This is a genomic window from Candidatus Nanosynbacter lyticus (genome assembly GCF_030253515.1).
Classification (GTDB): domain Bacteria; phylum Patescibacteriota; class Saccharimonadia; order Saccharimonadales; family Saccharimonadaceae; genus Nanosynbacter; species Nanosynbacter lyticus_A.
In genome coordinates this window covers 178,004-191,425 of the sequence record NZ_CP124549.1, presented here as the reverse complement: position 1 = coordinate 191,425, position 13,422 = coordinate 178,004, and the positions used below count along the sequence as shown (strand labels likewise).

Annotated in this window: 11 protein-coding genes; 2 read left to right on the top strand and 9 right to left on the bottom strand. The window is 51.6% G+C overall.

Annotated features, from left to right (window positions below):
- Window positions 1-55 precede the first annotated feature (55 nt).
- On the top strand, window positions 56-880 hold the full coding sequence (gene prmC, locus NLML1_RS00985) for a peptide chain release factor N(5)-glutamine methyltransferase (RefSeq protein WP_285441705.1): 825 nt from the start codon (window positions 56-58) through the stop codon (window positions 878-880).
- Here the strand turns inward: prmC and NLML1_RS00980 are convergent.
- The 3 genes from NLML1_RS00980 to NLML1_RS00970 are packed head-to-tail and all read right to left on the bottom strand — an operon-like array spanning window position 854 to window position 4,490.
- Window positions 854-2,023 (bottom strand): S1C family serine protease, encoded by a 1,170-nt coding sequence (locus NLML1_RS00980; RefSeq protein ID WP_285441704.1) that lies wholly within the window; start codon window positions 2,021-2,023, stop codon window positions 854-856. The two genes, prmC and NLML1_RS00980, sit on opposite strands and share 27 nt — an antisense overlap.
- On the bottom strand, window positions 2,023-2,796 hold the full coding sequence (locus NLML1_RS00975; protein WP_285441703.1) for a hypothetical protein: 774 nt from the start codon (window positions 2,794-2,796) through the stop codon (window positions 2,023-2,025). The genes NLML1_RS00980 and NLML1_RS00975 overlap by 1 nt, the downstream gene beginning before the upstream one ends.
- 20 nt (window positions 2,797-2,816) lie before the next feature.
- Complete coding sequence (locus tag NLML1_RS00970; RefSeq protein ID WP_285441702.1) at window positions 2,817-4,490, bottom strand: LCP family protein; 1,674 nt, start codon at window positions 4,488-4,490, stop codon at window positions 2,817-2,819.
- 75 nt (window positions 4,491-4,565) lie between these two features.
- Between NLML1_RS00970 and lepB the strand changes: the two genes are divergently transcribed.
- Window positions 4,566-5,171 (top strand): signal peptidase I, encoded by a 606-nt coding sequence (gene lepB, locus NLML1_RS00965; protein ID WP_285441701.1) that lies wholly within the window; start codon window positions 4,566-4,568, stop codon window positions 5,169-5,171.
- Window positions 5,172-5,174: 3 nt separating this feature from the next.
- Here the strand turns inward: lepB and NLML1_RS00960 are convergent, their stop codons facing one another.
- The 6 genes from NLML1_RS00960 to NLML1_RS00935 all read right to left on the bottom strand — a co-directional run bounded on the left by NLML1_RS00960 (window position 5,175) and on the right by NLML1_RS00935 (window position 13,301).
- Window positions 5,175-6,053 (bottom strand): ParB/RepB/Spo0J family partition protein, encoded by an 879-nt coding sequence (locus NLML1_RS00960; protein WP_285441700.1) that lies wholly within the window; start codon window positions 6,051-6,053, stop codon window positions 5,175-5,177.
- A complete protein-coding gene (locus tag NLML1_RS00955) occupies window positions 6,050-6,814 on the bottom strand; it encodes a ParA family protein (protein ID WP_162323110.1) in 765 nt (254 codons plus the stop codon). The genes NLML1_RS00960 and NLML1_RS00955 overlap by 4 nt, the downstream gene beginning before the upstream one ends.
- Window positions 6,815-6,901: 87 nt before the next feature.
- Entirely contained in the window at window positions 6,902-7,207 is a 306-nt protein-coding gene (gene rplU / locus NLML1_RS00950; RefSeq protein ID WP_138076349.1) for a 50S ribosomal protein L21, read from the bottom strand.
- A 119-nt stretch (window positions 7,208-7,326) separates the two neighbouring features.
- Complete coding sequence (locus NLML1_RS00945) at window positions 7,327-8,151, bottom strand: sugar phosphate nucleotidyltransferase (protein ID WP_285441699.1); 825 nt, start codon at window positions 8,149-8,151, stop codon at window positions 7,327-7,329.
- A 9-nt stretch (window positions 8,152-8,160) separates the two neighbouring features.
- A complete protein-coding gene (locus tag NLML1_RS00940) occupies window positions 8,161-9,507 on the bottom strand; it encodes a TIM44-like domain-containing protein (protein WP_285441698.1) in 1,347 nt (448 codons plus the stop codon).
- Window positions 9,508-9,623: 116 nt separating this feature from the next.
- On the bottom strand, window positions 9,624-13,301 hold the full coding sequence (locus NLML1_RS00935) for a GNAT family N-acetyltransferase (RefSeq protein ID WP_285441697.1): 3,678 nt from the start codon (window positions 13,299-13,301) through the stop codon (window positions 9,624-9,626).
- Window positions 13,302-13,422 lie beyond the last annotated feature (121 nt).

Below are 13,422 nucleotides of genomic sequence, written 5' to 3'. Positions count from 1 at the left end.
ATTTTGCAACCATAATCACTTTACTCATTCCTAGCTATGTAGTATAATTAACAACATGAATATAGCAACCTGGCTAAAGAACGCCGCTAAACAGTTAAAAGCTATTGGTGTTGCGTCGGCGCGGTTGGACGCCGAGCTGATATTGGCTAACACTCTGCGGAAGAACCGGACGTACCTTCATGCGCACCTGGATGAGGAGATTGACCCGCGGCGAGTTGATATTGCTGACGCCAGGCTGAGCCTGCGCCTTGATCGAGTACCGCTGGCGTATATTTTGGGCTATAAGGAATTTTACGGACGGAAATTTACCGTTTCGCCAGCTGTCCTGGTGCCACGACCGGAGTCAGAGGAGATGATTACCCTGTTTTTAGCGCTGACAGCCAGTGAGATCGCGCCAAAGACGCTGATTGACATTGGCACTGGTTCGGGCTGCCTTGGCATTACAGCGGCGCTAGAGCGGCCGTCCCTGCGGGTTATTTTATCGGATATTAGTCCACGAGCCATAAAAATTGCCGAGAAAAATGCGAGCAATTTACAGGCGCGGGTGACGCTGCAGCAACAATCGCTCCTTTCCGGGCAGATTGAGCCGGTGGATTATATCTTTGCTAATCTGCCGTATGTTGATCGGGACTGGGATGTTTCGCCAGAGCTACGTCACGAACCCGCCGAGGCATTATTTGCGGCGGATAATGGACTGCGGTTGATCGAGACACTGATTGAGCAAGCGCCGCGCCGCTTGACGGCAGATGGTCTGCTTTTTCTGGAAGCCGACCCGCGACAGCACCAGGCAATTCTCCATCAAGCAAGGCAGCACGGCCTTCACGAGGTAGAGACGCGCGGCTTTATCATCGTCCTACGCCTTGTAGGCGCCAAGCGTTAGCTTGACCTTCTGTTCCTTGCCGTCGCGCAGGATAGTCAGTTCTACCGTCTCGCCCGGCAAGAACTCAGAGATAAGACTGCCGAGACCGCCCTGCTCGCCGATCAATTTATCATTTACCTTGGTAATGATATCGCCGTCCTTGATGCCTGCTTTATCGGCTGGCCCGCCAGCGACGACCGCCGATTTGCGACGCGAGCCGCCGACATAGGCACCGCTTTTGACTGGTAATTTATGCTCAGCACGAACTTCAGGGGTAATCGCGATATATTGCACGCCGATATATGATTTCTGAATTTTTCCAGAGCTCAGCACACTGCGTACCAACCCCTTGGTGGCGGCAATCGGAATTGCAAATCCCACACTCTGCGCATCCGAGACGATCGCTGTGTTGATGCCAATAACTTGGCCCGACATATTGAGGAGCGGCCCGCCAGAGTTACCCGGATTGATCGCAGCATCAGTCTGAAGTAGATCAGTCAGACTCTCGGCTTCGTCGCTATATTCACTAGTAGAGGCCTGAACTGGTCGGCCCTTCCCCGAGATAATGCCCGTTGTGACGGTGTTCTGGTAGCGACCCAGTGAATTACCGATAGCAATTACTTTCTGACCAACATGCACAGTGCTTGAGTCACCCAGCGTGGCTGCCGGCAGGTCATTCACACCATTGATCTTGAGAAACGCCACATCGTTGAGTGGATCAACGCCAACAAGCTTGACATCCGTATACTGCGTACCGTCACTACCCATAATCTCGATGGTTTCAGCGTCCTTGACGACATGTTTATTCGTCAAAATATAACCGTCTTTACTGATGATGATCCCTGTACCAGCACCTTGCTGCACTGTCGCACGCGACAATGTCCGGCCATTCTTAGTGGTTACGATCGAAACCACGCTCTTAGACACACGCTGCACAACTTCGCTGATATCTGCTTCATCACGCGACATGACGAGGTTGCCATCAGGAGTAGACTGGATGGACTGTTTATTAAACTGCGTCGTTAGCCACGAACCCAGCACTGCCGAGCCAACCATCAGCCATAGCATCGTGATGACACAAGCACTAATCAGCGCTAGCTTCCTGCGACGCGGCACACCCGGTCGAGATTGGAGTTGCTGAGCTGAACGAGATTCTTGCTCCATTATAGTGTCACCGAGTTAAAGAATAGTAAAATGGTCAGGATAAGCGCCGACGCCAAGATAGCCGGGCCGGCAACTTCAGCAATAACGATCGTTTTATGCTTGTGCCAAGAAGTATAAATACGTTCAGCCACAAATGATAGTAATACAAAGATGATTGTCGCCTGCGGCAGCTGCAAGGCGTTTACTCCGAGTAGTGCATAGCCAAACGTCCAGTAATGTGCCAGCCAGCCAATCTCCGCAAATACCAGCCCCCAGGCTAGACTGAGTACAGTAATCTGCTCCTCACGAAACGTCGATAGGAAATGCCGAGCCGTGCCATACCCAATGACTAGCGCACACAGCACAACCACCGCAGCTGACCATTCGTGTGACACTGCAAACAGTGCTGCTGTGCCGATAAATACCGCGAGACCCGCCTGCAATGTCATCTGCCAGCGCTTTGATAGCGGCTTGATAGCGACAAGCCATATCGCATAAAATACCGCTAGCGCAATTCGTAGCACCAGCGTCGCCTGCGGCGCATACATCAGCGCCACCACACCGAGACCAACCACCACGTCAACCAGGCTTCCTTGAATATTCGTTAGCCAAAACTTAGGGCGCACCGACAATGTCCGCCACTTGCTTAAGAGTACCAGCACAATCGCCGCCAACGGATAATGAATCTCCTGCGACATCCAGAACAAGACTGCCACCATCCCTAAATTGAGTGCATAATAAGCGATATTACTGAGAAGCGACCGTCGCCTGGCTGTTTTTTTCAGAAACTCCATTGCCACCCTATTATACCAAATTACGGCCCGATTATCACTACGAAGTCAGCCTCAGCTGGCAGGTTAAATGCTGGTTTACCCTCGGTCAAGGTTACTCCATACAGTTCTTTGATCTTGTTGGCAGAAGCCTGCTTGGACTTGCCCGACTCCAGCTGATAAACCCTGTACTTTTCGGTAATTTTCTGTGGTGAATTGCCAACGCTCACCACGTTGAGCGATGCCGCCTTTAGGCGATCAGCTTCGGATTTGGCGGCTCCGACCACGCCACTGCCATTGAGCACCAGGACGCGTGCCTTTTCCTTAGCGAGTGTATCACCGTATATTTCCACCTTGATAAACGATCGAATTTGCGAATAATCAAACTGGCTAGCCGTTGGCACGACCACACTGGCGCCACCAACACTACTCGTGCCAAGCAGGACATTATCTTTTTCAATAAAGCTGAGGCGGTGAATGTCCGTATCCTTGATCTTGGAAGCAACATCCATCACCGTACGGACTTCCTTGGCATCAACGTTAGTGCGCAGATTCTTGCCCATGGCGTCCATCAGCGCCGTCACCTTGCCAAGATCAGTCAGCGTGCCTGTCGAGGCTGCCTTGTTCTTGAGCGCCATCAGCACCAACTGTTGGTTTTTCTCGCGGTCAAAGTTCGACTTGTCCAGCCCATACGAACCGCCCAGCGCTCCACGCGCTCGCGAGAAATACAGCGCCTTGTCACCGTCCATCTCATTTGGCCCATTCTTGAAATGAATGTAATGCCCCGTCGGACAGCGCCGTTTCCGCTGCTCCGCTGACAGTCCCTTCTCCCGACACATCCAGTCGACGCTCGGGTCAAACACACCTCGTGGATCGTCGCTCTGAACATTCACCGTCACACCACCAACCGCATTAACCGCGTCCTTGATTACCTGAGCATTAACGTGTGCTACGTACTGTATATCCATATCAAAAATCTTGCCAACAAACTCGCGGCTGGCATCTATCCGCTTCTTTTCAGCCTGTTCATCATTACCCTTGGCAACACAGTCAAAATATTCGTTAATCTTGCCAGCACGACCAGAATTACAAACTCGCCCAAACTGCACGTATAAGTCGCGCGGAATACTAAACATATAGGCATCGTGCTTCTTTTGATCAACACTCAGCACCATCATTGAGTCGGTCAACGTTGCGCCCGGATGGTCTGGATCATCATCCGTCGTACCGAGGATCAGCATATTGCTCCGCCCGTGTGCATCCATTTTCAGCGGTTGATTCTGAAACAAGTCAATCAGATTACCGCTACCAAACACTCGCCCCGCATTGACCCACGCCTTGTACAGCAAAAATCCACCCACCAGAATTATCAGCGCCACGATCACCAGGATAATAATCTTCAGCTTACGACGTTTCTTATGCGGTTTCTTGCGCTTTTCACGGGGCGTTTCGGGCTTTTGAAGCTCGAGATCTTTGAGCGAGTTGCTAATGTCCTCATCAATATCGGCAGTCGATGAAGTCGCGAGGCGAATCCGCTCAGCCTGCGATAGTGACTGGCGTGGTACTGAGATCGGCCTCCCAAGTGGCTGCACTGGAACAGAATGTACCGCCGGACGAGGTTGCGTAGCCGCTCGCTCTGGCGATACACCACCCAAACGAGACCGCTGAGCCCTCCGCGGTACAAATCCATCGACCGAATTCCTATTTGAAATTTTCACTGCTCCTTATTATAGCACACTTCTCTATTGATCAAGCTTTTGGTTTTCGCCGCCAAACCATGTATAATAAGGCGGATGGATGCTCACTTTCTCGATCGACACCCGCGCCTGAGGGACAGTCTGGGACTGATTATTTTTGTAATCGGGGTAATCATCGGAACAATTTTGATCAATACCTTTGTTTTTCGTAGCTTTGGCGTGCAGGGACCAAGTATGGAAAACACCATGCACACCAATGACCGCTTGATCGTTGACCGACTGTCGGTCACGATTAAACAGCTTCAAAATCAGCAGTATATCCCCAAGCGCGGCCAGATCATCGTCTTTAAAAATCCTAATTACAATCCGACCTTGGGTCACGATGAATATATCGTTAAACGGGTCATCGCTTTCGCAGGTGAGCGCGTCACCGTCAAGGATGGCGTCGTCACCGTTTATAACACCGAGCATCCAAACGGCTTTAACCCCGATACAACCGTCAACAAAAACGAACCAAAGTCACCCACCTCCGGCGATGTCGATACCAAAGTATCTGAGGGGACGGTTTTCGTGATGGGTGATAATCGTGAGGGTAATTTTTCGTGTGACTCGCGTAACTGCATGGGCAACATTCCGCTATACGACATTGTTGGGCCAGTCATCGCCCGCATTTTCCCCTTCACACAGATCAGAGGGTTTTAATAGTCAGCCAATCAAGTCGCGGATCCGCTCAAAATCTGCTTGGTCTTTGAACGGAATAATAATCTGACCAGCACCGCGCTTACTGGTGCGAACCGTGATGTCAGCACGAAGTTTTTTCGACAGGCGCGCTACCGACGAGGCGTGCGGCGAGCGGGCTGGCTTTGAAGTTGACGCGAGGCCCGACGACTGCTGCGACCGCTTCCAGGCGGCGATCATCTGCTCGAGCTTGCGCACACTCCAGCCCTGATGAATCGTCTGCCGCAGCAAATCCTCCGCCACGTCATCTGGCAGCCCCACCAATGTTCGCGCTTGCCCTTCAGAAATCTTATTTTCAAACAGCGCCGTCCGCACCACGCTCGGTAATTTCAAGAGGCGCAGCGTATTGCTAATGGCGCTGACCGATTTACCGCCGACGTGCTGGCCGATTTGTTCCAGCGTCATATTGAACTGGTCGCGTAGCTTCATGTAGGCCGTCGCCGTTTCCAGCGGATTGAGGTCGCGTCGCTGCAAGTTCTCAATCAGTGACACCTCCAATCGATGCTGATCGCTCAGGCTACGAATAATGCTCGGCATTTCTACTAATCCAGCCAGCTGCGCCGCTCGCCAGCGCCGCTCGCCAGCCACGATCATGAATTGTGCCCCATGTGGCGTCACGACGATCGGCTGCACCACGCCATGCCGACGAATCGAATCGGCCAGTTCACGCAGTGCCTCCTCATCAAAGAACCGCCGCGGCTGATCTGGATCTGGAGTAATATCGGTAATCGGTATCTGGCGTAATTGCGACATTGTCGCATCTTGACCAGCCGTCGGGTCAAAAGCCTCGTCAAACAAATTTGTCGGTATCAGCGAATCAAACCCCCGCCCAAGTCCCTTTTTCATCCTTCAATCCTCTCGATAATTTCTTTGGTCAGCGCATGGTAAGCCCGCGAGCCCTTTGAGAAACGATCGTACACACCAACCGGCACGCCGTGGCTTGGCGCCTCAGCGAGGCGAATATTGCGCGGAATCGTCGTCTTGAAAATCGTATCGGCAAAATGCTTTTTAATTTCATCGTACACCTGGCTTGATAGAGTCGTTCGCGAATCAACCATGGTGGTCACCACGCCGAGCAAGCGCAGATGCGGATTGAGCCCCTTGCGAACCAACTTCATCGTCTCCATCAGTTGCCCCAGCCCCTCGAGTGCATAAAACTCTGCCTGCACCGGCAATAGGACGTACTGCGCTGCGATCAGCCCATTCACGGTCAGCAGACTCAGACTCGGCGGACTATCAATGATCACATAATCATACCCAGCGAGGCTCGCCAGCGCCTGGCGCAGCCGCACGAACCGCCCCTCGGCTTGGGCCAACTCAACCTCGGTATTTGCTAGGTGCGACGTGGCCGGTGCGATCGATAGATTCTTGATGTCAGTTTGAATAATTATATTATTCAAGGCTGCCTGACCAGTCACCACCTCAGTCATCGTTATGCCCAACTCTTGCTTATCAATGCCAAGGCCGCTGGTGGCATTACCCTGCGGATCAAAGTCAACGATCAGCGTCCGCTTACCGGCTTTTGCCAAAAAATATGCCACATTGATTGAAGTCGTCGTCTTGCCGACGCCGCCCTTTTGATTTGTCACCGCAATAATCTTCGTCATCGATACCCCTTCTGCTTACCTCATTGTACCATAGTTTCGGCCATAAAAATACCGCCCTTATCACGGGGCGGTATGCTAATTCATCGGTTATTTGATCGAGGTAATCTCAATCTTGGTGTACTTCTGGCGATGACCAGTTTCTTTGTGGACACGTTTCTTGCTCTTGTAGCGGATAACGCGGATCTTGTCGCCCTTGACTTCTGCTTCAGCGACCTTTGCCTTCACTACCACACCTTTGACGGTTGGCGTGCCAACTTTTGTTTTATCACCATCAATCACTAAAAGTGCGTCGAGAGTGAGTTCTTTTGTGCCTTCAGGGAGGAGATCCACCAAGAGGGACTCTTTTTCGCTGACAATGTATTGCTTGCCAGAGATTTTTACGACTGCTTTCATTTCGTTCCTTAAAAATTAGTTTTCAATCCGTTCTATTGTACCAGAGACACAGTGGTAAATCAAGGCTACTGCCAGCTTCAATTATCCCACCGACAGCTACACCGTCCGGAGTATCAATGTCAACTCGAACACGACCCCGACCGACCGCACACCACATTGTTTGCGTGCAGCCAACCATCGACATTACCGCCGTCCAAATGCATACCTACCGCTGGCACAACCTTGACGACACCACCAGCTCGAGCATAATTACTGATCGCATCGGTCAACTCATACTCGCCGCGCGGCGATATTGCAACATCAGCACAGGACTGGATAACTTTCTTGGTGAGGACGTATTTACCGATGTTGGCAAAGTGGCTCGGCGCCTCTTCTGGCTTTGGCTTTTCAACGATCTCTACAAAATTGCCGTCTTCATCCATCACAATCGCCCCGTACCGACTAATGTCATCGCCCGGCACTTCCTGAGCCAGCAGGCTACATTGACCGTCTGGCGTCGCCGCCAACAGCCGCGCCACTTCGCTTGAGCCATCAGCATTATACATAAAGTCATCACCCATCAGCACCACTGCCGACTCACCATCCTCGAGATAATCAGCCGCCAAAGCCACCGGCACCGCTGATCCATACTTGCCGTAGCTCGGTTGCGTCACAAAGTGAAGCTTTGCATCGATCGGCGCCACCAGAGCCAACTTGTCGTCCTTACCCTTGCTCCGCAAATAATCGTTGAGCAAGATGTTGCTCCGATAATAGCTCTCTAGTTGTGAACTCTGTTCGCCAACCACAAAAATCAGCTCACGCACGCCGGCCGCCAAGCAGTCCTGCACCACATAATCAATCAGCGGTCGATTGCCAATCGGCAGCATACATTTTTCAATTGATTTAGTAATTGGTAGCATCCGTGTACCCCAACCAGCGACCGGAATAATAGCTTTGGTAATCATATCTCCTCCTTACATCTTGAGTTCTTTATGTGATTTCTGCAAAATATCCATCATCTCCCCGTAGCGCATCTCGCCCGCAGAAATTTTGGCATAGAGATAAACAATATTATCTACCACCTCAATATTAACCTTAATGTCTTGATCATACAACCAGGCCATGAAGCTTGGGTTGAGCAGCTCAAAGCTCGTCACCTGATTTTCATCAGTGGCGTAGACCTGGTAGCGCTTGTTAAAATCACCCCACTCCAGTTCTACCTTTTTATAACCCGACGGCGCCCTGAACCGCTTCAGGAAGCGCGAATCCCGACGCTCCACTAAAATCCCACCATACGACTTTGGTAAATTAACCTGCCCGATAATGTACGTAGCCGCCGAATCGGTATTTGAAGCGTCAGCCACATAGGTGTATAGCTGCACCAATAGATTGCTCGTCCAGAATCCAATGATATGGTTATTGATGTCGGTCCCCTTAAAGCCGCCCTTGAATAATTCACCGCGGGTCGGCAGCAGTAACCGCCCCCAATCCGGACTGAAGTACATGTCGTATTGCGCTGCAAACTGCTGCATAGAGGCAACAAGCTGGGCGGGATCTTCCGTTTCCTGATCAATACTATCCAGTAACCAGCCATTACCCGAGCGCACAAAGTTCCACTGCTCACCAAACTCGCCCGTATCACGATGTAGCACCGCATCACTCGCCACGTCAATCAGCTCATCATTTGCCGAGGCAACAAAACTCACACTTACTCGGTCATTCTGATCATTCACATCGTCATACGCCCGTGTGATAATCGCTTCACTGACCGCCACATTCTTCATGCGATTGACTCGCCCCATCTGTTGTAAAGCGTACAACATTAGTCCGATGTGCCGCGCATAATTCGGCGTGACGTATTGCTGAATTGATGGCAAATCCATCCGCTCCCAATCATACTGAAACCGATTAAACACCGTCGTTGCGTAATTGACAATACCCTGCTCATTCCAGGCGCTGTCCTGGGTAGCTGCTTGCTGAACGGCCTGTTTTGCAGCCTCGCTGCCTTTGCGAAAACGGCTGATCTTGTCTGTAAATGCCCCGATAATCGCACCGACCAATGCCGAGATGGCCACCAGGATAAAAATAACAACACCGCCGAGTAGGTAGAACAAGCTGGCGAGTAGGCCGGCCAAAAACCCGACCGCTATGGCGGCCATCTTTGACTGAGTGGTTTTTTTCACAAAACCACTTACCGAAATCGCAACTACCATCGGTATCCCGAAAAGGGCAACGCCACCACCACCGCCGCCAGAACTTGACCCGCCGCCACCGGCTCGCGCGAAAAAGAGTAACTGACTGAGCACTGCTAAACCATACATAGACCCATTGTACCGCGTTGCATGGCGATCGCCAAGGTCATGAGTGCCCGATCAGCGCGCAGCCGAACAAACGCTTGCCACGCATTAGTTTTGAGGCGCAACCTTTATCGTGATGACTATTTTACAACAGCAAGGGCAATCTCGAGCTCAGCCCCTTCAACCGTCACTGTCGACTGATTGTCATGTACCTCGCCAAACACCGCCAGCGTCTCAGTAGCAATCGCCTCAGCATGCTCATCAATCGCTTGGCGGAGCTGCTCGTCATTCGTCGTCAGCTGCAGCGTAATTCGATCGTCCACTTGCAATCCCGCCTTCTTGCGCGCACTCTGCACGTGACGAATGACCTCACGCATCAGGCCCTCGCGTTTGAGTTCGGGCGTCAAGTGCTTACTAATTTCGATCCAATTCTCTGGCTTGATCACGCCCTCGGTCACGTCATAATCAGCCAAGTGCTCGTCTAAATTCTCAATCCAGCGAATTTCCTTGACATTGAGCTCCTCAGCCATGATTTGCTCATAGTAGCCAGTCAGTTTCACGCCTGCATATGCCGCACATTGCAGCGGTTGGCGAACCTTGATTGATGCTTGGTGCTCATCCTGTTTCATACGCAAACTAAGACCATTGTTGATCAATTCACGCGTACGGGACATGTCGGCTAGAACCTGCTCGTTCACCGCACCCGCTGGCAGCCAATCCTTCAGATGAATCGACTCATCGTCGCCCGTCAAATTATGATACAACTCCTCAGCCAAAAACGGCGTAAATGGAGCCAAGATGTAGCTCAAGCGCACCAGCACATAGTGCAGCGTGCGGTAGGCATCATTTTTATCACCATCATCCTCAGCGCCCGCGGCCCCTTTCGACGATCTCCAGAAGCGGCGGCGACTGCGGCGCACATACCAGTTCGATGCATCGTCAAGGAATGGCAGAATCGGACTCAGCGCATCAGGGATGTTATAGGCATCCACCTGCTTCTCGACCTCAGCCACCAGCTCGTGCAAACGGCTAATAATCCAGATATCGAGCGGATTCGTAACTACATTAGCTACGGTCGCGATATCCGTTGCCTCAGGCCGCTCGGCCGCCAATTGATCCAGCTGGCGCTCTTGGCCTCGCTTTGCCGGAAAGGCAAAGCCTTCGTCACCGAATATCGCTCGACCGCTCAGCGGATCAACCAACTCGCCGTCAAATTCCCAACCATCAACTTCAGCATACATCGTAAAGAAATCATACATATTCCAGATCATACTGAGCTTACGCGCCACGTCACCAACGTCCTTGTCGTGCAAGGCAAAGTCTTCACCGTTCAGTAGCGGACTACTCAGCAGCAGGAAGCGTAAGCTATCAGCACTGAATTTATCCATCAGCTCGTTCGGGTCAGTAAAGTTGCCTAAGGACTTACTCATCTTGCGGCCGTCATTGCCCGCCACCACGCCAGTAGTGATGACGTTGCTATAGGCATTTTTGTGCTGCTCGCCCGCCTCGCCAAAAGCGCCGATTTCTGCCAGAGCAGTGTTAACAACGTGCACATAATAGAACCACGCCCGCACCTGGCCAATATACTCAACGATGAAGTCCGCTGGGTAATTCTGCTCAAACTGAGCCTGGTTTTCGAACGGATAATGCAGCTGGGCAAACGGCATACTGCCGCTCTCGAACCAGCAGTCCAGCACCTTGTCGATACGCGTGAACGTTTCGCCATTAATCGTAAAGGTGATATCATCTACCCACGGGCGGTGGTAATCATCCAGCTCCACGCCGCTCAGTTCCTTCAGCTCCGCATACGAGCCAACCACCTTCACCGTGCCGCGGTCGCCCTTCCACACCGGCATAGCCGTCGCCCAGAAGCGGTCGCGACTCAGGTTCCAGTCGGGCGCTTGCTCGATATTTTTGGCAAAACGACCGTGCTTGAGGTGGCTCGGGAACCAATTGATATGCTCGTTCTCATCCAGCATCAGCGGCTTCTGCCCCTGGATGTCGAAGAACCAGCTTGGGATGGCCCGGTACATGATGCGCTGCTTGCTTCTCGGATTGAATGGATATTCGTGGCGAATGTACTCAATCTTCCACACCACACCCTTTTCTTTCAGGTCTTTGGCGATGAATTTATTATTTTCCCACACCTCCAGGCCTTTGTAATTGGTATCGGTGTAGTAGCCATTATCATCAATCACATGGAAAGGCGCGATACCATTGGCTTTACCAAGCTCAAAGTCATCCTCGCCATAGGCCGGCGCAATGTGCACGATACCCGTACCCGACTCGTGCGAAACGAAATCCGCCGCGTAAATAGTGTGAATTTTATCATTCTGCGGCCAGGTCGAGCCGGTGTCGAGCGGCTGGTATTTCTTACCCACTAGCTCGCTACCCGGAAACTTCCGCAGTACGTCGTACTCAAGCGGCTGGTGCTTGTCGTCTTGCAAAGTGCGTTCCAGCGCCTCCTCGGCGATGATTAATTTCTCACCATCGACCAGCACTTCGCAGTAGGTCATCTCCGGATTCACCGCCAACATCAAGTTAGCTGGCAGCGTCCATGGCGTGGTGGTCCAGGCGAGAATGGCAGTATCTTCGTCCACCAACTTAAACTTCACATACACACTCGGGTCGGTCACCGTTTGGTAGGCGTCGTTGTCCATGGTCACTTCAGCCTTACTGACAGGGGTGGCGAACTTGGTGTCGTACATCAGCACTTTTTCGCCTTCGTAGATTTTGCCGGCTTCGTACAGCTGTTTAAACGCCCACCAGACGCTCTCCATAAAGTCCTTATCCATGGTGCGGTAGGCGCCCGCAAAGTCCACCCACCGGCCGATGCGGTCGATCACCCCCTGCCACGTTTCGCTATTCGCCACCATGCTTTCGCGCGCCTTGGTGATGTATTTTTCCAGGCTGATGGTTGGCAAAGGATTACCGTCTTTGTCCGGCAGTAATGGTTGACCATACATAGGATCCGGAGAACTACTCACTTCGAGACTATATAGCAACCAGTTGGCCCCTGTTTCGGTAGACATATGCTCACCAACTCTTTGAAATCCATTGCGCTCATACAAATTCACCAATTTAGGTTGATGCTCGCCAACCTCTATGCGAATCTCTTTGACCCCTTCCTGCTTACTTAAGCGAAAAGCTTCTTTTAACACTGCATCCGCATAACCTTGCCCTTGGAATTCCGGTAGTACCGCCATTTTATAAAGATAACCAACCGACGTGTCATTATCCTTTTTGCCAGCAAAAAACTTATAAATATCCTTATTACTTATAACGACACCCCCCACTAACTTATCGTCATCGTAAGCTACATAAAAATTATCTCTCCCAAATTCCTCTTTTAATTTATCTGGCGTTAGGTTGTCGGCATCCCAGCTGCTGCTACCATAGCCTCGCTGCTCCATCCAGCCAGCAACTTTAGTAATAACTTTCGTTGCGTTATCGAAATCATTTACCAGCTTGACTCGCTTAACGCTACTCGTCACAATCTGCCGCCGATCCACGATATTCAGCTGCTTTTCGACGAAATTCTCTGCCGGCAGGCCATGGCAGTCCCAGCCCCAGCGGCGCTCCACGCGCTTACCTTTCATCGTCCAGTAGCGCGGCACCGCGTCCTTGACGATTGAGCTCAGTAACGTTCCGTGGTGCGGCACACCAGTGATAAACGGCGGCCCATCATAAAAGACGTAGGCGTTATCCGCTGACCGTTGCGCCACCGACTTTTCAAACGTCTGATCGTCCTTCCAGCGCTGTACCCAATCCTTTTCATATTCTGCCGCTCGGCGGCGTGTTCCGTGTTTGAATTTCATTGGTTTCCTCCTTGATTTGTATTCATTACATGCTTTTCACTATTCAGCTCGTTTCATAATTTCATCCGTATTTTGCCCAGCTCATTGCAACCATCACGGTTCTCACCCCAGCCCCACAGAG

Coding starts and splice junctions, on each gene's coding strand:
- prmC (WP_285441705.1), top strand. CDS start 56: ATGAATATAGCAACCTGGCTAAAGAACGCCGCTAAACAGTTAAAAGCT.
- NLML1_RS00980 (WP_285441704.1), bottom strand. CDS start 2,023: ATGGAGCAAGAATCTCGTTCAGCTCAGCAACTCCAATCTCGACCGGGT.
- NLML1_RS00975 (WP_285441703.1), bottom strand. CDS start 2,796: ATGGAGTTTCTGAAAAAAACAGCCAGGCGACGGTCGCTTCTCAGTAAT.
- lepB (WP_285441701.1), top strand. CDS start 4,566: ATGGATGCTCACTTTCTCGATCGACACCCGCGCCTGAGGGACAGTCTG.
- NLML1_RS00960 (WP_285441700.1), bottom strand. CDS start 6,053: ATGAAAAAGGGACTTGGGCGGGGGTTTGATTCGCTGATACCGACAAAT.
- NLML1_RS00955 (WP_162323110.1), bottom strand. CDS start 6,814: ATGACGAAGATTATTGCGGTGACAAATCAAAAGGGCGGCGTCGGCAAG.
- rplU (WP_138076349.1), bottom strand. CDS start 7,207: ATGAAAGCAGTCGTAAAAATCTCTGGCAAGCAATACATTGTCAGCGAA.
- NLML1_RS00945 (WP_285441699.1), bottom strand. CDS start 8,151: ATGATTACCAAAGCTATTATTCCGGTCGCTGGTTGGGGTACACGGATG.
- NLML1_RS00940 (WP_285441698.1), bottom strand. CDS start 9,507: ATGTATGGTTTAGCAGTGCTCAGTCAGTTACTCTTTTTCGCGCGAGCC.
- NLML1_RS00935 (WP_285441697.1), bottom strand. CDS start 13,301: ATGAAATTCAAACACGGAACACGCCGCCGAGCGGCAGAATATGAAAAG.